At 74.0% G+C, this 19,762-nt stretch carries 13 protein-coding genes; 5 read left to right on the forward strand and 8 right to left on the reverse strand.

The genetic code is table 11. The annotated features are described in order from the left end of the window. Positions 1-125: 125 nt before the first annotated feature. Positions 126-4,157 (reverse strand): protein kinase, encoded by a 4,032-nt coding sequence (locus I6A60_RS05635; protein WP_203014611.1) that lies wholly within the window; start codon positions 4,155-4,157, stop codon positions 126-128. 525 nt (positions 4,158-4,682) lie between these two features. Here I6A60_RS05635 and I6A60_RS05640 point away from each other — a divergent pair. After that, positions 4,683-5,279 carry a hypothetical protein gene (locus I6A60_RS05640; RefSeq protein ID WP_307873541.1) on the forward strand — a complete coding sequence of 199 codons (597 nt, stop codon included), beginning with the start codon at positions 4,683-4,685 and terminating at the stop codon, positions 5,277-5,279. Positions 5,280-5,343: 64 nt separating this feature from the next. Here the strand turns inward: I6A60_RS05640 and I6A60_RS05645 are convergent, their stop codons facing one another. The 3 genes from I6A60_RS05645 to I6A60_RS05655 all read right to left on the reverse strand — a co-directional run bounded on the left by I6A60_RS05645 (position 5,344) and on the right by I6A60_RS05655 (position 8,433). Continuing rightward, the gene (locus I6A60_RS05645; protein WP_307873542.1) at positions 5,344-6,675 is read right to left on the reverse strand and encodes an EAL domain-containing protein; all 1,332 of its coding nucleotides are present in this window, start codon (positions 6,673-6,675) and stop codon (positions 5,344-5,346) included. A 568-nt stretch (positions 6,676-7,243) separates the two neighbouring features. Continuing rightward, positions 7,244-7,450, reverse strand: coding sequence for a developmental transcriptional regulator BldC (gene bldC, locus I6A60_RS05650; protein WP_013428155.1), 207 nt, complete (start codon positions 7,448-7,450; stop codon positions 7,244-7,246). 152 nt (positions 7,451-7,602) lie between these two features. Further along, a complete protein-coding gene (locus I6A60_RS05655; protein ID WP_013428156.1) occupies positions 7,603-8,433 on the reverse strand; it encodes a hypothetical protein in 831 nt (276 codons plus the stop codon). A 346-nt stretch (positions 8,434-8,779) separates the two neighbouring features. Between I6A60_RS05655 and I6A60_RS05660 the strand changes: the two genes are divergently transcribed. Continuing rightward, positions 8,780-9,889: a Glu/Leu/Phe/Val dehydrogenase gene (locus I6A60_RS05660; RefSeq protein ID WP_203014604.1), complete on the forward strand. Its 1,110-nt coding sequence runs from the start codon at positions 8,780-8,782 to the stop codon at positions 9,887-9,889. A gap of 216 nt (positions 9,890-10,105) precedes the next feature. Beyond that, entirely contained in the window at positions 10,106-10,318 is a 213-nt protein-coding gene (locus I6A60_RS05665) for a DUF3073 domain-containing protein (RefSeq protein WP_203014601.1), read from the forward strand. Positions 10,319-10,551: 233 nt separating this feature from the next. Here I6A60_RS05665 and purM read toward each other — a convergent pair whose 3' ends face one another. The 3 genes from purM to I6A60_RS05680 form a co-directional block, all read right to left on the reverse strand. After that, positions 10,552-11,670, reverse strand: a complete 1,119-nt coding sequence (gene purM, locus I6A60_RS05670) for a phosphoribosylformylglycinamidine cyclo-ligase (RefSeq protein WP_203014600.1) — start codon at positions 11,668-11,670, stop codon at positions 10,552-10,554. After that, on the reverse strand, positions 11,667-13,430 hold the full coding sequence (gene purF / locus I6A60_RS05675) for an amidophosphoribosyltransferase (RefSeq protein WP_203014649.1): 1,764 nt from the start codon (positions 13,428-13,430) through the stop codon (positions 11,667-11,669). The genes purM and purF overlap by 4 nt, the downstream gene beginning before the upstream one ends. Positions 13,431-13,830: 400 nt before the next feature. Next, entirely contained in the window at positions 13,831-14,658 is an 828-nt protein-coding gene (locus I6A60_RS05680; protein ID WP_203014599.1) for a sterol carrier family protein, read from the reverse strand. Between the two features lie 167 nt (positions 14,659-14,825). Here I6A60_RS05680 and I6A60_RS05685 point away from each other — a divergent pair, with 167 nt between their 5' ends. Both I6A60_RS05685 and I6A60_RS05690 read left to right on the forward strand, forming a co-directional pair. Continuing rightward, positions 14,826-18,662 carry a sacsin N-terminal ATP-binding-like domain-containing protein gene (locus I6A60_RS05685; RefSeq protein WP_203055570.1) on the forward strand — a complete coding sequence of 1,279 codons (3,837 nt, stop codon included), beginning with the start codon at positions 14,826-14,828 and terminating at the stop codon, positions 18,660-18,662. Positions 18,663-18,678: 16 nt separating this feature from the next. Further along, the gene (locus I6A60_RS05690) at positions 18,679-19,053 is read left to right on the forward strand and encodes a DUF2530 domain-containing protein (protein ID WP_203021999.1); all 375 of its coding nucleotides are present in this window, start codon (positions 18,679-18,681) and stop codon (positions 19,051-19,053) included. 21 nt (positions 19,054-19,074) lie between these two features. On the opposite strand, the gene I6A60_RS05695 is transcribed toward I6A60_RS05690, so the two are convergent. Beyond that, positions 19,075-19,647: a flavin reductase family protein gene (locus tag I6A60_RS05695; RefSeq protein WP_203022000.1), complete on the reverse strand. Its 573-nt coding sequence runs from the start codon at positions 19,645-19,647 to the stop codon at positions 19,075-19,077. Positions 19,648-19,762: the final 115 nt, after the last annotated feature.

Raw genomic sequence — 19,762 nt, forward strand, 5'->3', positions numbered from 1 at the left:
GGCCGCAGACCGCCAGTTTCCGGCAACGGACGGCGACCGTCCACGAAAGCGGGCCGCACTGGGCCGCGCCTACCGGGTGCCGACGACGAGACCGGCGCCGCCAGCACCCCGGTGCGGTCTCGCGGCTACTGCCCCCAGGCGACGACGGACTCGCCGACGCCGGCGGCGTTCTTCGCGGCCACAGTGACCCGGAAATACGGGTCAGCGGCGGTCGGAGCGGTACGGGTGTAGCTGTGGCCCGAGATCGTGTAGGTGTCCGAGGTGACACCGGACGGGCTGGTCCGGAAAACGGTCACGACATACGTCAGGTTGACCGCGTTACCGCCGACGTTCGCCGGGACAGCCCAGTTGACGATCAGATGACCGTGGCCGTCCGGGATCGCCAGGATGCCGGTCGGCGGGCCAGGCGGGACACAGCCAAGGGCCTGCGCCGCCGCCGACGGTTCCGACAGGCCGCCGGGCCCGCTGGCCCGGACACTGGCGGTCATCTGGCCGCAGCCGTCAACCGGGACCTGGAAGATCCCTGGCTTCGACAGCGTGCGCGTCCCGCCCGGAGTCGAGGTCACCTGGTAGGACGTCACGGGGCCGCCGTTGAACGGAGCGATGATCGTCACCGTCACGCCGCCCGGCACCGACTGCAGGAACAGGCCCGGCACGCCCGGCTGGTTCCCCGGGGGGACCGGCGGAGTGGTGGCCGCGTCGGTCGGGCTGGCCGACGCGGCGGGGCTGCCGGTCGTCGCGACCGCAGGCAGGCTCGCGGCCGGCGTCGGCGCGGGAACGCTCGCCGAGGGCGTGAGGCCGACGACCGTCGCCGTCGACGCGCCGCCGGACGAGCTCAGCAGGATCGGCACCAGCGTGGCGATCAGCGCGACGACTGCGGCGACCAGGATCGTCACGTTCCGGCGTCGCCGGGCGCCGCGGCGGACCGCGGCCGCCCTGGCCCGGGCGCCGGGCTGGCCGGGCAGCAACAGCTGCATCGTCGGGGCGCTGTCCACCGACAGCCCGGGGTGATCACTCGCTGGGGGCAGCTCGACCGGCTCCGTCGGCGGTGCTTCCGTGGGGGTGGCGGAGGCGATCGCGGGGGCGGCCAGCTCGGGGAGCCGTTGGCCTACCGGCTGGAAGGGCTCCAGCTCGGTGGACGGGCGAGCCGGCGGCGTCGGCGGCTGCTCCGAACCGACCAGGGCGACCTCGGTGCCGGTCGTGCGCGCCACCGGCGCACTCACCGCGGGTTCGAGATCGACCTCGCCGTCCCACAGTGCGTGCAGCTCGGCGAACCGGATGGGCGGCAGGGCCGGCTCCGACCGGCCACCCGTCTCCTGAATCCAGTCCGGGCCCACGTCGATGACACCGTCGACGTCGATCTCGTTGTCGGCGGCGCGGGCGGCGAGAACCCCGGGCGGAAGCAGCTCGGCAAGCGCGGCGGCAGGGTCCGGCCAGGGCGCGAGGACCAGCTCGGTTCCGGGACCGGGCGAGGCCGCCTCGTCCCGCGACGGCGTCGCCGCGGCGGCCAGACTGGCCACGGTGGCGTCGCCGTAGGTCACCTCCGACGGATCCGGGTTGTCGTCTCCGGGGTCGTCGTCGCTCGGGTAACCGATGCTCAGATGGATGTCACTCGGGTGGTCATCACTCGGCTGGTCGGCCGACTTCGGCCCAGCCGGGCCGGTGATGGCGCGGATCGAGATCGGGCCGGTCAGAACCGGGGCGGCGGTCTGGTCCGCGGGCACATCGCTCTCGGCCGGCACGCTAATCGGGCGGGGACCGGTCGACAGGACGAGCTCGGACCCCACCGCGGCCGGGACCGGCGCCTCGACCGCGGGCGGGGCACCGACGTCGGCGAGCTTCGCGACCGTGACCTCCGCGGCCGCGACCTCGGCAACGGTGATCTCCGCGACGTCCGCGCCGATCTGGTCGTCGTCGAGAAGGTCCTCGAAAGCGATGTCGACGTCGCGCAGCGGCGCCACGGCCGAAGCCTCGACGCCCCGCCCGACCCCCACTCCGGGGACGGACTCGACGCTCGGGCCGGAGGCGGGGTCGACGTCCGGGTCGTCCTTCGAGCCGACGCCCGCGGCGACGGCAGGGAAGGCCCCGACGACGTCGGCGAACACCGAGCCGGCACCGTCGTCGGCCGGATCCAGGTCGGTCAGCGGGGCGAACAGCGGATCGACGACCTGGGCCTCGGGGGCCAGGTCAACCGGCTCCCGATCGAGCGGCCCGAGATCCGCCGGCTGGGCGTCGGCGCGCTGTGGGTCGGCCGGCTCGGTGTCTGAGGCGCCGAGGTCTGACGGCTCCAGTGGGGACACGGTGCCCAGCGCCTCGCCGATCGAGCCGAGAACGGGCACCCAGTCGTCCCACGAGTCGACGCCCGAGGCCTGCGCTGAGGCGCCGGTCAGGGGCTCGGCCGGTAGCTCGGCGACCAGCTCGCCCGCCAGCGGCACGTCGATCACGGCGGGGGCCGGACCTGCGTCCACACCCTCCAATGCCCCTTCGGGGGCGAGGTTGGTGAGGACCCCGGGGTCCAGGCCGGCCTGCTCGGTCTCGACCGCTGCCGGGTCCACGGTCTCCCGCGAGGCGACCGGCAGCATCAGCGGGAACGGGACGTCGGGCGTGGCGACGGCCTCGTCCGCTGAGGGCGCGGCCGGGCCCGGAACGCTCCGAGCCTGCGCCTCAGGCGCCACGTCGGCCACGAACTCCGGCCCGGCCCCGGTCGCTGGCACGCCGGCGAACGCCGACGCGGCCTCAACCATGGGCTCGGGTGCCACTGACGACTCGGGCTCAACCGAGGGCCTAACTTCAACCGGCAGCCCGGCCTCAGCGGCCGGCGCGGCGGCGAACGCCGACACGGCCTCGAACGCCGGAACGGACTCGGACGGCGGCACGGCCTCAACCTGCGGCACGTCGGGGAACGCCGGCACGGCCTCGACCGGCAACACGTCGGCGGACGCCGACACAGCCTCAGCCGGCGGCACGTCGGCGGGCGTCGGCACGACGGCCTCGACCAACGGCGCCGCCGGTGGCGCCGGAACCGCGGCGATCGGAACCGGCTGAGCCGGCACCGGTCGCGGCGCCGGCGGCGCGATGGCGGCCGGCGGCTCCCAGGAGATCCGTGCGGGCGGCGCGCTCGGCTCGGCGGCGGCCGGCGGCTCGGCGGCCGGCCGGACCGGGCCCGGCGGCAGCGCGAGGCGACGCTCGGGCGCACGGGAGCTGAGGCGGCCGGCGGACTTCTCGCCCATCAGCGTGAGCAGCAGGTCGCCGGCGGACGGCCGCTCGCCGGGTTCCTTGCTGAAGGCCGCGCGAACCAGCGGGGCCAGGTCGGGCGGCAGCGCGCCGAGGTCGGGGACGTCGTGGGTGACCCGGTGCAGCAGTTGCTCGGGGGTGCCGTCGCCGAACGGCGGCGCCCCGCTCGCGGCGAACGTCATGACCGCCGCCCAGGCGAAGACGTCGGCGGCCGGACCGACCTCCTCGCCACGAGCCTGTTCGGGCGCCATGTAACCAGGGGTGCCGATCTGGCCGGCCTCCGGCGCCGCCTGCCCGCGCCGGCCGCGGCCGCGGCCCCTGCCGCTCCGCCCGTGCTGCTGGCCGGCGGCCTGTCCGCCGAAGCCGTTGGCGATCCCAAAGTCGATCACTCGCGGCCCGGACGGGCCAAGCAGCACGTTGCCGGGCTTGAGGTCATGGTGGGCGATGCCGGCACCGTGGATCGCGGTCAGCGCGGCGGCCATGCCGACCGCGAGCCGGGCCAGGTCGCCGGTGCCGAGCGGCCCGCCCGCGTTCACGGCGGCGCGCAGCGTGGGACCGGGCACGAACTCGGTGACCAGGTAGGGCAGCGCCGCGTCCGGGTCGGCGTCGAGCACCGCCGCGGTGTAGGCCTCCTCGACCTGGCGGGCGTGCGCGGTCTCGGCCCGGAACCGCTCGCGGAACTCGGGGTCCCGGGCGTACTCGGACTGGATGACCTTGACCGCGACCCGCCGGCCGTCGACCGATTCGCCGAGGTAGACGATGCCCATTCCGCCCTCGCCGAGCAGGCGCAGGACGCGGTAGTCGCCGACGAACGCGGGATCCTTCGGGCGGCGAGGAAGACCCGGCTCGGGCTCGGGGAGCGCGAGCGGCACGCCCTCGTCGAGCTCCCGGGCGCGGGGGGCGCGACGCGTCAGCAGCCCCACGGAACCACCCGACGGTACGGAACCACCCAATGACACGGAGCCACCTGACGACACGGAGCCACCCGACGACCGGTCAGCGGCATCCAGCGGGCGGCACGGTCGGCGAGATCACGATCCCGACGTCGCAAGGTTCCTCCCCACCCGGAGCGTGAACCGGCGGAGCGCACCGACCCACGTGTGGTCATCGGGGCAAAATGCTGCGCGGTCGCAGCGTTCATCGCACGCCTCGAATGACCAGAATTTTGCACAGACCGGCGCAGACCCGGTCGGCCCGCCCGGCCATCCTGCCGGCAGGTCCGCCCGCCACCAGGACTGTTGCGCCGCTGGTGTTGGCCAGATTCGGCAACGGCGTCCGAATCGTGGGTGATGGATGAGATAGAGCCCATGGGTGGACACCCGAAAGGGTAGCAATAGGGCCAATGGAGCGTCCTCGTCCACCTCCCGATCGGCCGCATACATCGGGACGCGACGGGCATCGAGGGACGGATTGGCCTGAATCTGGGCGGGGTCGGCCCGCATCGTCGGGTGACCAGGCTGCACACTGTGGCGGTGCCGGGACTGCTGCCACCCCCCTCCGCCGGTTTCCCCGTCTACGGTCTGCGTCGCGGGTTGCTGGAGCCGCGATGGCTCGAGCTGTGGGATACCTGGCGCCCGCGGTCGGAGCAGGTCTGGCGAGTAAGCCTCGGGCACGGCGACGCGACGCATGCGGGACCACGGGTCATCGTGACGACGGTGCCGCGGTTGCCGGCGATGCAGGTCGGTGAGGTGGGCTACGGACCGACCGTCGCCGACGACGCGATCGGCTGGGCGCAGCAGAGCATGCTGCACGCCGTCGCTCCGCCGTTCCCGATGGACTCGGCAGACCGGCAGGAATGGTGGCGCTACCAGCTGGAGCTGGCCGGCTGGCTGTCCACCAACCTCGACGCCGAGGACTGGACGACGATGTACATCCCGGTCGACGGTCAGCCGCTGCCGTTCCTGCTTCGCCAGCACGGCCCGGCCTGGGCGGCGTTCGCGGAAGTCGAGACCGGATGGATCGCGATCGACGGTATTCACCGCAGCGCCGTCGGTCTCGCGCTGGAGACCGTCCCGGTGGCGGCCTACGTTCCGATGGCCGTCTGATCTCGGCCGACGTGTCCCACTTGCCGGTTACGGACCGTTATCGCTGGAGATTGGCGGACTAGCGTCACTTTCGGGCCACCGAGCCGCCCGTCTGGGCCCCCCATGGCCCGGCTTTACGCGCCGATGACAGCCGGTCCGGTGGCGCGATGTAGTTGCCCTGACCGAGCCGCACCCGCGCCGCCCGCACGGTGGCCAGCTCTTCCCGGGTCTCGATGCCCTCGGCCAGCATGGTCGCCCCGATCTCGTCCGCGACCTGGATGAGCGCGCGGGCGATCACCTGCCGGGCCGGGTCGGCGTCGATCCCGTGCGTGAGAAACCGGTCCATCTTGACGAGGTCGGGACGCAGCACCAGGAACTGCGCGAGACCCGCGTAACCCGAGCCGACGTCGTCCGCGCCGATCCGCACGCCGCGCGCCCGCACCTCCCCGATCACCTGGAGCGCTTCGGACTCGGCCTCGAGCTGGTTGTGCTCTGTGATTTCCAGAAGCAGCCGGCTCGGCTCGACCTCCCTGATCAGGTCCACCAGCCCCGGGCGCACGCTGTCGGGCGAGACGTTGACCGAGAGAAAAAGCCCCGGCGGCAGACGCCCCAGCTCCGCGAGCGCGGCCCGTACGGCCGCGAACTCCAGCTCGACGCCCAGGCCGACCGCCGCCGCACAGGCGAACCAGCGTTCCGTCTCGGTCTGGGCCCCGTTTCCAGAACCGCAGGAGCCTCCAGGCGCCGCACGGTCCCCGCCGGCCTGGGCCGCCGCGGCGAACCGGGTCGGATCCTCCCCGGGGCGGACCCCGGCGAGGTCCGCATACGGTGGGAACCGGGCCAGCGCCTCGACCCCGACGACCCGGCCTCCGGGTCTCAGGTCGGCGATCGGCTGGTAGACCATGTCCGGCCCACCCGCGTCGATCACGGCGTTGATCCGGTCCCAGTACGCCCGGCGCCGCTCCCACATCCGGGGCAGGTCCGAGATCGAGTCGGCGATCATCTCGGCGGCCAGCCGCAGGAACCGGACGTCGCGTTCCTGCAGGTCAGGGCACGGCTCGTGAGCCACCGCCGTGAGCACGCCGTAGAACGCCCCGTCGCGTTCGAACACCGTCGCGGAGACGTACGCACCGGACCGCAGTGCGCCGACCGCGGGCAGGTGCCGGACCGCGTCGTGCCCACGGACGTCCCGGACCAGCGCGGGAAGCTCGCCGCTGATGACGCGGGGATAGGCGGTGGCCGCGTGGTACATGCTCGCGCCGAGCCTGACCCCGAACGACTCGCCGTCACCGTCGAGGGCCTCGATGACCATGAGTTCGCCCTCGGCCCGGGCCAGCCAGACGAGGTCCATCCCCAGCCGGTGCCGGACGGCCTCCAACAGGTCGGAGATGGCGCGGTCCTGCTCCGGAACGGGCAGCACAGGCCCGAATGTCGCCTTCCGGTTCCTCGCCACGGCCTTCCCCCCACCGGTCTGCCGGCACGGGCGAAGCGCCCCCGGCCGAGTGCCTACCTGCAGCATTCCCCGCCCGATCCGGTTCGCTCACCTGCACCGATAGGCCCGGACAGAGACAGGCCCGGACAGCACAAGGACGGACGGCGTAGTGCCGTCCGTCCTCGTGTTGGTGCCGGCGACCGCGTTGGTGCGGGTGAAACGTGTTGGTGCGGGTGAAACGGGCGGCCCTGGGACGGGCCGACCAGTTCGTCGCCGCAGGGATTCCCCGCCGAGCTACGCGACAGCGCAGTCTCGGCGGGCAAGCCCCTTTTCCCGATCCGGCAGATCGGTGGGACGGGCACGTAAAGGAACTGAGCCGGCACGCCAGAACGACCGATGACCAGGGCCCGGAGGCCACCAGCTCATCGGCGCTGGCAGGTTGGCGTGCCTGCCCAGAAACCCACCCCGTCGGTACGCGCCGCACCGACCCCCGGCCGCCGTCCCCGTGGGCGGCCAGACAGCTGGGTTGGCGTGCAACCGACTTGGATCAATCCACCTAGAGGTCGCCCCCCATGCTGGGGACACCCTTCAAGAGGGCACGGACCTCCGCCTCCCGGTAGCGCCGATGGCCACCGAGCGTGCGGATCGACGTCAGCTTCCCGGCCTTGGCCCACCGGGTGACGGTTTTCGGATCAACCCGAAACATCGTCGCCACCTCGGCCGGCGTCAGCAGGGGCTCGGCGTCCGGCGTTCTCGTCGTCATTGCGTTGGCCTCCCGTCACAGAGCGTCGCTCCGTCCCATACAGATCGTGCATCCTTCGGGGGCATTTCGGACATGGCACGTCGGGACCATCTGCTGACTAGTCACAGCTCGTCCGAAGCGGGTGGCGACTCTCTGTTAACTAACGCCCGAGCTCAGCTCGCGGATTCCCGTGCCTGCATGGGTCGCCAGCGGACGAGGACGCGCTCGTAGGCCTCCGTCGCCCGGTCTGTTCGCCCTTGGCGTAACGCCCTGACGGCCTCGGCGAGGTCCTCAACGGAGCTGTCCTGGCGCAGCACGTCGTCCTCGAGCAGATCGACCAGCCCGTCGTAGTCCAGCTCGACCCTGCTGCGCGGATGGAAGGAGTCCAGCCAGCGGGCCAGGTCGGTCACGCCTTCCGCCGCGGCGCCGTCCGGCATCGAGGCGCGCATCGCGGCCAACGTGTCGGTCGCCTCGGCGACCCGCCGGCGGGCCAGGCCGATCTCGGTCCGGTAGACCATCGACCGCTCGGCCGTGTCGCCCGTGACGAGCATCCGCTCGGCCGGGTCGAACAGCAGGAACCACGGCGCCGGGACCGTCCAGGTCGACGTCTGGATGTGCACCTTCAGCTCCGGCCGCCGGGCCCGCCAGCGGTCCAGCTCGGTCTCGGCCGAGTCGATGACCCGCCGCGGCAGGAACACGTCCGCGATCCGCTCGGGCATCCCGACGCGGAAGTCGACGGCCGCCTGCCAGACCCGCAGCTGGGTAGACCAGGGGCAGACGAACATCAGGCCGTCGACCATCTGCACGAACGCGGACTCGCCCGCGACGTCGAGCGACGGGCGCACGGTGGCGACGAGCGCGACCACCCGCTCCCGGCGGGTGCCGGCCCGGCGGGACGGCGGAGCCGTCGCCGCGAAGCGCTGCCAACGCAGCCGCTCGGCCGGTGAGAACGCGGCCAACGGCTCGTAGACCCGCAGATACGCCGCCGGAGAGACGACAGGCACCCTTGGACCCCCTCCCCAGCCTGATCCGCCGAGCCGAGGCTATCTCGCATACGGCGATCGGCCGGAACCGGCGCTTGCGCGCCTGCGGCCGCTCCGCCTGTCGGGCGCTAAGCGCCCTCCCAACCTTCGTCGTCTCATGAGGCGAAAACCACAGTCGGTCATCATCTGGGCCGGTTTCGTGCCTGGTTCACGCTCTTGAGTCGCCGGCCCGACCAGCGGGACCGCTGACGGTTGATGGACGGTGTGGGGCCTGGGCGGGAACGTCGGTTCAACATGAGGCCAAGCGCGGCAGGGGCGCCTCGCGCCCGAGCGCGGCAGGCCGGGTACCCGCCGTAGGGTTCCAGGCATGACAACGGCGTCCGCCTATCCCGGCGAGCCGCGGGTCCCGTCGTCGGTGTTCGAGGCCGGCGCCGAGCACGAGCAGGTCGTCTTCTGCTCCGACCCCGCTTCCGGCCTTCGCGCGATCATCGCCATCTTCTCGACCGCGCTGGGCCCGGCCCTGGGTGGCACGCGGTTCCATCCCTACGCGGACGAGTCGGCGGCGCTCGCCGACGCGCTGGCCCTCTCCCGGGCGATGGCCTACAAGGCCGCCTGCGCCGGACTGGACCTCGGTGGTGGCAAGGCCGTCATCATCGGCGACCCGGCGAAGGACTCCTCCGAGGCGCTGCTGCGTGCCTACGGCCGGTTCGTGGCCTCGCTCGGCGGGCGCTACATCACGGCCTGCGACGTCGGCACCTACGTCGAGGACATGGACGTCGTGGCCCGGGAGGCGCGCTGGGTGGTCGGCCGGTCGCCGGCCCACGGCGGGTCGGGCGACTCGGGCGTGCTGACCGCCTACGGCGTGTTCGAGGGGATGCGGGCCAGCGCCGCCCGGGTCTGGGGCAGCCCGACCCTGGCGGGGCGCACCGTGGCCGTCAGCGGCGTCGGCAAGGTCGGTGCCCGGCTCGTCGGCCACCTGATCGAGGACGGCGCGTCGGTGCTCGCGACCGACGTCAACCCCGCCGCGCTGGCCCGGCTGCGGACCCTGCACCCGGAGGTCGAGATCGTCGACGACCCGGACGAGCTGGTCGGCGCGGCCGCGGACGTCTACTCGCCGTGCGCACTCGGCGGCGCACTCACGGAGGAGACCGTCAGCAGGCTGCGGGCCAAGGTGGTCTGTGGCGGAGCCAACAACCAGCTCGCCCACGCCGGCGTCGACAAGCTGCTCGCCGAGGCCGGAATCCTGTACGCGCCGGACTTCGTGGTCAATGCCGGCGGGCTGATCCAGGTCGCCGACGAGATCGAGGGCTACCGGGAGGACCGGGCCAAAGCGTCCGCTGCACGGATCTTCCGGACGACTCGGAGCGTCTTCGAACTCGCCGAGGCCGAGGGGCAGACGCCGGGTGCCGCCGCGGTGACGCTCGCGGAGCGCCGCATGACCGGAATCGGCCGGCTTCGCCGCATCCTGTTGCCCTAGGACCGCTCCTAGGACCGCTGCCCGCACCCACCTCCTTTGCTTCCAGCCGGGCAACGGGAGGGCGCGAAGTACCCGAAGGCGGACGCTCCAGCGCCCGCCAGCGGCAACTGCGGGGTTGGCGTGCCGACCGGCCCGCGATCCCTGTAGTCTCGGTAAGCACGAGACAGTTAGAGCACCGGGGCGGGTCCCCGTCGTCACGTTCGAGGGGGTCGAGCCATGGGGCGCGGCCGAGCGAAGGCCAAGCAGACGAAAGTCGCCCGCGAGCTCAAGTACAACTCGCCCAATATGGATCTCGACCGGTTGAAGGCGGATCTGGGCGTTAACGGGACGACTACTCGGAGCAGTACGACCGAGAGTGATGATCCCAACGCGGACGATGAATACGACGACGACGAGTACAGCGCGTATCTCGCCGACGACGATGATTAGCCCGGCCCATCCGGCTCGCTGACTTCCAGTCAGTTCGCCTGAGTCCGCGCCAACGCTCCCGAGGCTCAGCCCGGGAGCTTGGCGGGCCAGGGTCGAGCCAGGTCCGGCAGTCGCCGGTAGGACACCGCGGGATCGCGTCCCGCTACCCGGCTGTGCCGTCCTCGCCACACGCCGTCCTAACCACACCGAACGGCCGCCCGGCCGGCGCGCCGGGCAGGCCATCCGGTCATGGGTCAGGGATGGGCGCCGGTCAGGCGGGCCGTCAGGCCGTCCTCTGCTTCGGCCGCGGTGACGTGGCCGGCGAGCCAGGCCGGGACGCCGCGGTCGGCCAGCACGGCCAGCGTCCCGTCGACCGCCGCGGGAGCCACGACGGCGATCATTCCGATGCCCTGGTTGAACGTCTGCTCCATCTCCGCGAGCGGGATGTCGCCACGTTCGGCCAGCAGGGCGAAGACCGGCGGCGGGGTCCAGGTGGACCGGTCAAGCGTCGCCAGCAGCCCGGTGGGGATCACCCGGGCCAGGTTCGCGGCCAGCCCACCGCCGGTGATGTGCGCGAACGCCCGCACCTCGGCGGCCGCGGCGACCGCCAGGCAGTCCTTCGCGTAGATCCGGGTCGGTGTCAGCAGCGCCTCACCCAGCGTCGTGCCGAGCGTCGGCTCGACCGCCCGCAGCGCGGCCTGGCCGGCGGGGCCGATGCCGCCGGGCGCAGCCGGGTCGACCGCGCCGAACAGCACGTGGCGCACCAGCGAGAAGCCGTTCGAGTGCACCCCGGACGACGCCATCGCGATCAGCGCGTCACCGGCACGGACCCGCTCCGGGCCCAGCACGTCGTCCGCCTCCACGACTCCGATACCGGTCGCGGCCAGGTCGTAGTCGTCCGCGCCCATCAGGCCCGGGTGCTCGGCCGTCTCGCCGCCGACGAGGGCGCAGCCGGCCTGCTCGCAACCGGTCGCGATCCCGGCGACGATCGACGCGACCCGGCTCGGGTCGAGCGAGCCGCAGGCGATGTAGTCCAGCAGGAACAACGGCTCGGCGCCGCAGACGACCAGATCGTCGACGACCATCGCGACCAGGTCGATGCCCACCGTGTCGTGGACGTCCAGCGCCCGGGCCAGGGCGAGCTTCGTGCCGACACCGTCGGTCGACGAGGCCAGCAACGGCTTGCGGTAACGGCTGGTGTCCAGGGCGAACAGGCCGGCGAAGCCACCCAGGGACCCCACGACCTCCGGCCGGGTCGCCCGGGCGACATGCCCGCGCATCGCCTCGACCGCGCGTTCCCCGGCCGCCACGTCCACGCCAGCGGCCCGGTACGAGGCCCCGGTCGACGCGCGATCGCCGTCAGTGCCGGTCATGAGCGCCTGCTTCCCGCCGGAGCCGCGTCCGCGGCCGGGCCGTCGATCACGGCCAGGTCCTCGAGCGTGTCGAGACCCGCGAGGCCGGCCAGCTCGTCCAGCGCATCGGGCGACGGGTCGGCGCCGTTCATCCCGATCACGACCCGGCGGCGGAACGCCTCCGCGAGCGCGGCCCCGGTCGCGGCGCCGCTGCCCATCGCCTCCAGCTGGTGCTTGCCGCCCAACCGGTCCGAGTCCGTGAGCGGGACCGGGTAGACGCCGTCGAAGCAGGCCCGGCACAGCTCGTTCGCCGGCTGCCTGGACGCCTCGACCAGGCCGTCGAGCGAGACGTAGGCCAGCGAGTCGGCGCCCAACGACGCGCGGATCTCCTCGACCCCGAGGCCACTGGCGATCAGCTCGGCCCTGGTCGCGAAGTCGATGCCGTAGAAGCAGGGCCAGCGCACCGGCGGCGAGGAGATCCGCACGTGTACCTCGGCGGCGCCTGCCTCGCGCAGCATCCGCACCAGCGCCCGCTGGGTGTTGCCTCGCACGATCGAGTCGTCGACGACGACCAGCCGGCGGCCCTCGATCACCTCGCGCAGCGGGTTGAGCTTCAGCCGGATGCCACGCTGGCGGATCTTCTGCGACGGCTGGATGAACGTCCGGCCGACGTAGGAGTTCTTCACCAGCCCCTCGCCGAACGGGATGCCGGAGGCCTCGGCGTAGCCGACGGCGGCCGGCACCCCGGACTGCGGGACCGGGATCACCAGGTCCGCGTCGACCGGCGCCTCGCGGGCCAGCGTCCGGCCGGTCTCGACCCGGGTCGCGTGCACCGAGCGGCCGGCGATCGTCGTGTCGGGGCGGGCCAGGTAGACGAACTCGAACAGGCAGCCGTGCCGGTCCGCCGGGGCGAAGCGCAGCGACCGCGGCCCCGCCTCGTCGATGATCACCAGCTCGCCGGGCTCGACCTCACGGACGAACGTCGCGCCGACGATGTCCAACGCGCAGGTCTCGCTGGCGACCACCCAGGAGCCGGACGGATGCTCCGCGCCGCCCTCGGTCCGGCCGTCGAGGCGCCCAAGGACCAGCGGGTGGATGCCGTGGGTGTCGCGGGCCGCGTAGACGGTCGCGGCGTCGGAGAAGACCAGCGAGAACGCGCCCCGCAGCCGGGGCAGCACGTCCAGTGCGGCCTCGACGAGGGTCGGGCCGGGGTGCTCGGCCAGCAGCGCGGTGATCAGGTCGGAGTCGGTGGTGGCGTGCATGCCGGCGTCGCGGCTCTCGCCGAGGCCCTCGGCCAGCTCCAGGATGTTGGTCAGGTTGCCGTTGTGCGCCAGGGCGACGCCGCCGCCCAGCTTCGCGGTCCGGTACGAGGGCTGGGCGTTCTCCCAGGTCGACGAACCGGTCGTCGAGTAGCGGGTGTGCCCTACGGCCAGGTGGCCGGACAGGCTGGAGAGGGTCCGCTCGTCGAACACCTGGGCGACCAGGCCCAGCTCCTTGAAGACCACGATCGTGCGGCCGTCGGCGACCGCCATGCCGGCGGCCTCCTGGCCGCGGTGCTGGAGCGCGTAGAGGCCGTAGTAGGTGAGGTTCGCGATGTCCTCGCCCGGAGCCCAGATGCCGAAGACCCCACAGGCGTCCTGGGGGCCCGCCGCGTCGCGCAGCTCTCGTTCCCAGGCCCGATCGTCCGTGCCGCCGCCGTTACTACAGCAAGGTTCGGTGGGCGCAGGCGTCGGGTTACCGGAGCCTCCCGCGTCTGGGGTAGCAGCCGTCCCCTTGGTCACTGGCACCAGTCTCCTCGCCGTCAGGCCGTTTGAGGGGTGCCGGGGATCTGTCCCCCCGGGCAGGCAACACGGGACATGGACGGTCTTGTACGCGAAGGTGGACGCACCGTCGACAGCCACCGGCTTTCACGCTAACAGGGGCTGGGTGAGCGAGCATTTCCCTTCGGACATACCCGTGACCAGTGCCACGGCGGTCGGCCGGAACGGGCGCGGAGCGCCCGCCGCCCGCTCCGCCTGGTCCGGGCGCTGAGCGTCCCGCCCAAGTTGGTACGGATCGGCGAAAAAGTCCGGCGAACAGCGCTGGTCAAGGGCCGGCATGTCGGCTGGTTTTGCCGGTCCGGTCGGAACTATGCAACCGATCTCGCAATGACCTTGGAAAATCGGCCTGGCCTGAAGGTGGCTACAGCAGCGGGAGCCACGGGCGCAGGTCAGCGCGATCGCCGCTGGCGGTGATCCGGCCGCCGGCCAGGGCGGTGGCCCAGTCGAGCCGGCCGGCCGCCACCTCGACGAACGCGACCGGATCGGCCTCGACCACGTTCGGCGGGGTCCCGCGGGTGTGTCGGGGGCCCTCGACCACCTGGACCGCGGCGAACGGCGGCACCCGGACCTCCACCGACCGGCCGGGCGCCCGCGCCGCCAGCAGGTCGACGAGCGCCCTGGTGACGATCCGCAGCGCGTCCCGCGCCGGGGTGAACCCGAGGTCCAGCCCGTGCACGACCCCCTCGACACATCGGGTCACGACGAAGTCCCCGAGCCGGATCGGCCCGCCCGGCGAGTTGACCACCCGGTCCCAGCCGGTGGGCGTCCCGGCGCCGAGGGCGGCGGTGAGCGCCTCGGCCGACGCGGCCACCGCGGTCCGCAGGCGGGTCCGCAGCTCGGCGGCACCCAGGCCCGTGGCGTCGGACCGGGCCGTGTCCGCGACCGCCTCCGCCCGTGCGCCGACCCCGCCCAGATACTCGACCACGCCCGCTCCACTCGTGGTACCGGCGAGCTCGGCTCTGCTCGCGGTACCGGCGAGATCGGCCGAGAGTGCCACGGCCAGCGCTCCGCCGGAGCGGGCGCAGTGCGCGACCAGGTCACCGACGGTCCAGCCCGGCAGCCGGCTGGCCGAGTCGAAGGCGGCGTCCGACAAGGCGTCCACCCCGGCACTGACGAGCCGCCACTGCTCACCGAACGCCTCGGCGAGCCGCGCGTCGTCCGGCCGTCTGGCCCTAGCTTGTCGTGCCATCGGCCCATACTGCCGTGATCCCACCGATCGCCGCACCCGGCGCGCGCGGGTCCCGGCGGCCGTCGTGACCACCTGAGCGACGCGCCAGTGGCCGAGTGGCGGGGACGACTCGGTCCCAGATGGACGGCCACCCGCCAACCGGGCGCGCGGGTCGCGAAGATAGAGCGGTGGAAGCGACGCATCTCGACGCGATCGACGGCGCGGGGCCGGCAGGCCCCGATCTCCCCGCCGGCCAAGCAGACCCGCTCGACCCGTTCGGCACGGCGGCGATCCGATCCCGGGTGCTCGACGCGTGGGCCGCGTCGCCGGCCCGGTTCCGGGAGGACGCCAACGCCGAGGAGGACGCGGCCCTGGGCGCCTACCGCGACCGGCTCGTCGCCGAGCTGCTGCAGAACGGGGTCGACGCCGCCGCGGCGGCCGGTGTCCCCGGCCGGGTCCTGATCCGGCTGGCCGGGGATCTGCTGGAGGTCGCGAACACCGGGTCGCCGCTGACCGCCGAGGGCGTCGAGGCGCTCAGCACGCTGCGCGCGTCGGCGAAACGGGACGTGGCCGCCGTCGGCCGGTTCGGCGCCGGCTTCGCGGCCGTGCTGGCCGTCAGCGACGACCCGTCCGTCGTCTCGCGCGACCCCAGGAACCCGGAGGCCGCACGGGGGGTCCGCTGGTCGAAGGACTGGACCGCCACCGCGGTGCACGAGATCGGCGCCGCCGGGCTGCGCACGGAGCTGGGCCGCAGAGAAGGAGCCGCGCCGGTGCTGCGGCTGCCGTTCGCCGCTTCGGCGCCGCCCCGGCCGCCCGCCGGGTACGACACGGTCGTGCGCCTCCCGCTGCGCGACGCCGACGCCGTCGCGACGGCGCACGACCTGCTCGCCGCCTTCGACCCGACCCTGCTGGTCGTGCTGCCGGGCCTGAGCGAGGTCGTGCTGGAGATCGACGGCCAGCTGCGCACGCACAGCTGCGCCTGGGAGTACGTCGGTGCCGGCGAGCCCGGGTCCGAGCTGTCGGCCGCCGTCCTCGAGGCCCGCGGCGGCGAGCTTGGCGCCGACGTGGACTCGGGACCCGTGGAGACGCCGCTGGACGCGCGGCTGGAGATCGCGCTGCTGAACGGGGAGCGCTGGCGCGGCTGCGTGCGGCGCGGCACGATCCCGGCCGGCCTGCTCGCCGACCGCCCGGTCGAGGAGCGGACCAGGACCGGCTACGTGGCCCGGGTGATGGTGCGCGACGGCGGCTGGCCGACCGGTGTGCCGAAGGTGGTCCGAGCGCCGCAGCCGACCGACGAGGCGCTGTCGCTGCCGGTGCTGGCCAGCGTCGAGCTGCCGTTGGAGCCGTCCCGCCGGCACACCGTCGCCGGTCCGCTGCGCGACTGGCTGACCGACCGGCTCGCCGAGGCGGTCGTCGCGCTCGCCATCCACCTCGGCACCGCCGGATCCACCGACGATCCCGCTGGTTTCGCCGGCCCCGAGGGCAATGGGGCCGACGGCGCGGATGACGACCTGTTCGCCGCCTTTGCCGCGACGTCCGGCACTACGCGGGGGGATGCCGCCGCGGTGCCCGGGGCGGATCCGCTGGTACCGCCGGATCCGCTGGCGGCGCTCGAGCTGGTTCCGGCCGGGCTGCCCGCCGGTGCCGTCGACGGCCGGCTGCGGGATGCCGTCGCCGCGCTGCTGCCCGAGGCCGCGCTGCTGCCGGGCGGCCGGCTCGGCCGCGAATGCGTCGTCTGCGACCTCGGCCCGGCCACCGACGCCGTGACCGCCCTGCTCGCCGGCCCGCACCCGCTCGGCCGCGTCGACGCGGCCCATCGCACCGACCACGGGGTCGCCTCCAGCCCCGACCTTGTCGACGCCGAGTTCGACAGCGGCTTCGGGGTCGCCGTCGAGCTGGGTGGGAAGACCGACGACCCGGCGGCCGCGGCCGTCGCCGGCCTGCTGCCCGCGCGGTACGCCGCCCGGCACTGGCGGCGGGCGCTGGACGCGCTCGGCGTGCGCAGGCTGGACAGCGCCGGCCTGGTGGAGGTGCTGGCCGGGCTGCGCCGGCCGCCGACCTGGTGGTCGGCGTTGTACTCGGCTCTGATCACCGCGCCGGACCGGGACGCCCTCGGCGCGCTGCCGGTCCCGATCGCGACGGTGGCCGACGAGGACACGCGGACTTTCCGCGGCTCCGGCGGCACGGCCGGCCAGGACGCGCCCGCCGGCGACGAGGCGGCGATCGGGGCGGCCCTGCGGGTCCGGATGGTCACCGGGCCGCGCGGGGTGCTGCTGCCCACCGACGGGCTGGACGTGGTCGCGTTGGCGGCCTCCGGGCTGCCGCTGCGGGTGGTGCACCCTGAGGCCTGTCTCGGCGGCGCCCGCGACGCCCTGCGCACGCTCGGCGCCGTCGAGGGCACCCCGGCGGGCGTGCTGCGCGACCCGGCGGTGCACGAGGCGGTCGTCGACGCCGACCCTGACGACGATCCAGAGGAACTGCGGGCGCTCGCCGCCGCGGTGCTCGCGCTGGTCCGCGACGCCGGCCTCACCACCGAGCAGATCGCGGGCGGGCTGGACTGGCTGGGCGAGCTGCTGCTGCCGGACGTCGAGGGCGAGTTCGTCCCCGCCTCCGAGCTGCTCATCGCCGGCGGCCCGCTGGACCGGCTGGTCGCCGCCGACGCCCCGTTCGCCGTCCTCGCGCCCGAGCTGACCGACGCCTGGTCGCCGGAGGTCCTGGAGGCCGTCGGGGTTCTGCGGACGTTCGGCGTGCTCTACGCGAGCGACGTGACCCTCGACCCGGACGAGCCGGTGCTGCTCGACCTGGACGACAGCGACACCTGGGTCGAGGAAGCGGCCGAGTCCCCGGCCCTGGCCACCGCCCGGGCCGCGGCGGCGCGGGCCGGCGCGGGCCGGGGCTCCTACGGTGACGGCGACTTCGCCGGGAGCGCCCCGGTCGTGCTCGCGAGCTTCGCCGCCGTGCGCGACCTGGAGCTGGTCGACTCGGCCGCCTGGCCGCGGGCGCTCGCCGAGCTGGCCCGGCCGCCGCTGCGTGACGTCGTCCTCGGCGACGAGCCGTCCTACACCCGCTGGTGGCTGGCCCACCATGCCCTGCTGCCGGTCGCGAGCCGGGCCGTCACCCGGTCGGGCGTCTCGGTCGGTGGCGTCGGCGGGGGCGGCTTCGACGACGACCTCGACGATCTGGGGCCGCGGGCCGCCAGGGTGGTCCGGTTGCCACCGCCGGAGCTGCGGCTGCCGGAGGCGGACCCGCTGCTCGACGGACTGTTCGCCCCGGCGGCCCCGCTGCCGGGCGTCGACCCGGAGCTGCTGCGCGCGCTCGGCTGCCGGTTCACGCTGGACGACGTCCTCGGCGACCTGGCCGGCGTGCTCGATCTGCTCGACCGGCTCGGCGACGCCGACCGGGACATCGCCTGGCCCAGTGCCCGCGCCCTCTACGTAGCCGCCGTGACCGCCGCGACGCTGCTCGCGACCGGTCCGGACGGCCGGCCCGGCGGCGGCCTCGCCGACGGCAGGCTGGACCCGCCGCTGACCGTCCGCACCCCGATCGGCGTCGTCCCCACCGGCGACGCGGTGATCCTGGACGCGCCCGACCTGCTCACGCTTGTCGGTGACGCGGCGCCGCTGCGGCTCCCGCTGGACCGCTCGGCCGAGGTCGGCCATGTCCTGGGCGTCCCGCTGGCCACCGCGCTGGCCGACTGCGCGATCCTCGCCGACCCGGAGGACGCCGCGATCGGTCAGCACGCTCCGGACGGGACGCCGTACGTCCAGCACACCCGGCTCACGGTCGCGGACCTGTCCGGCCGGCCGACCCGGACCGGCTGGCGGGTCGTCGGCGGCATCGGCGGCGAGATCCACGTCGACGCCTCCGCCGGCACCGACGCGCTGGCCCGCGCGCTGGCCTGGCACGCCGGCACCTGGCACCGGCGGCATGCCCTGGCGGCCGCGCTGCGCGACCCGGGCGGCACCGCCTTCCGCGACGCCGAGGACGACCTCGACGACTCCGGCGTCCCCCTGTGGGGAGGCTGAGCGTAACGTCGCCGGGGTGGAGGCGAAAACGCCGTTGGACCAGGACGCGGGCACGTCGGGACGGCAGCCGTCCGGCCGAACGCCGACCGCGGTCAAGGCCGTCGAGGCCGGTGCGGACGGGGTCGACGGCGTGACCGACGGCGGCGCGCCGGCAGGCGGCGGGTTGGCGCCGCTGCCCTACGACGGCGTCGGCTCGGTCGCCGTGGGCACCGTCCTGTGGCTGATCGCGTTGATCGTCATGATCGCGATGGTCGGCACGCTGCGCCACGACGGCCACCTGTGGTGGCTGGCGACGGCCGCGTGCGGCTTCGGCCTCGGCCTGGTCGGCCTGTTCATCGTCATCCGCCGGCGCGACCGAATCCGGCGCGGCGAGCGGTCCAGCGCGAACTGAACCGTCCGGCCGGGCCCGGGCTCAGCCCTCTGGCTGCTGGGCCGGCTCGTCGGGCGGGGTGACGTCGGTCAGCGTGGCGTAGCGGCCGTCGTGGTAGACGAGCGGCTCGTCGGCCCGGTCGATCTGGCAGTCGATCACCTCGGCGACGACGAGGTAGCTCTCCCCGGCCACGATCCGGTGTTCGATCCGGGCCCGCAGCCAGACGGCGACGTCCGACAGCAGTGGCTCCCCTGTCGGCAGGGTCTCCCACCGGGTCGGCGCGGCGAACCGGTCGATACCGCGGGTGGCGAACCGCCGGGCGATCTCCTCGTGCCCTGACGACAGCAGGTGGATGATCAGCGTGTCGGCCTCGAGTACCGCAGGAGCGCTGGACGACGTCACCGCCAGCGAGAGCGACAGCAGCGGTGGGGCGGCCGACAGCGACGCGACCGAGGTGGCGGTGAACCCGACCGGGCCGGCCGCGCCGACACACGTGACCACCGCGACCCCGGCGGCATGCCTGCGGAATGCCTGCCGAAGCGCGTCCGGCTCGATCGTCGGGCCTGCGGCGGCTGCCCGCCGCGTGTCCCTGGCAACCCCCGGCACGCTGGTCATGACCACCCTTCGAGTCAGAAAACGACTAGCCGAATGTCCCAGTCGAAGTCTCACACGGCTTGCCCGGCCGGTCCCCCGGACGCGACGTGACGAAGGCGGCGTTACCCCGACAGGC

The organism is Frankia sp. AgB1.9 (genome assembly GCF_016786355.1).
In the GTDB taxonomy this organism is placed as follows: domain Bacteria; phylum Actinomycetota; class Actinomycetes; order Frankiales; family Frankiaceae; genus Pseudofrankia.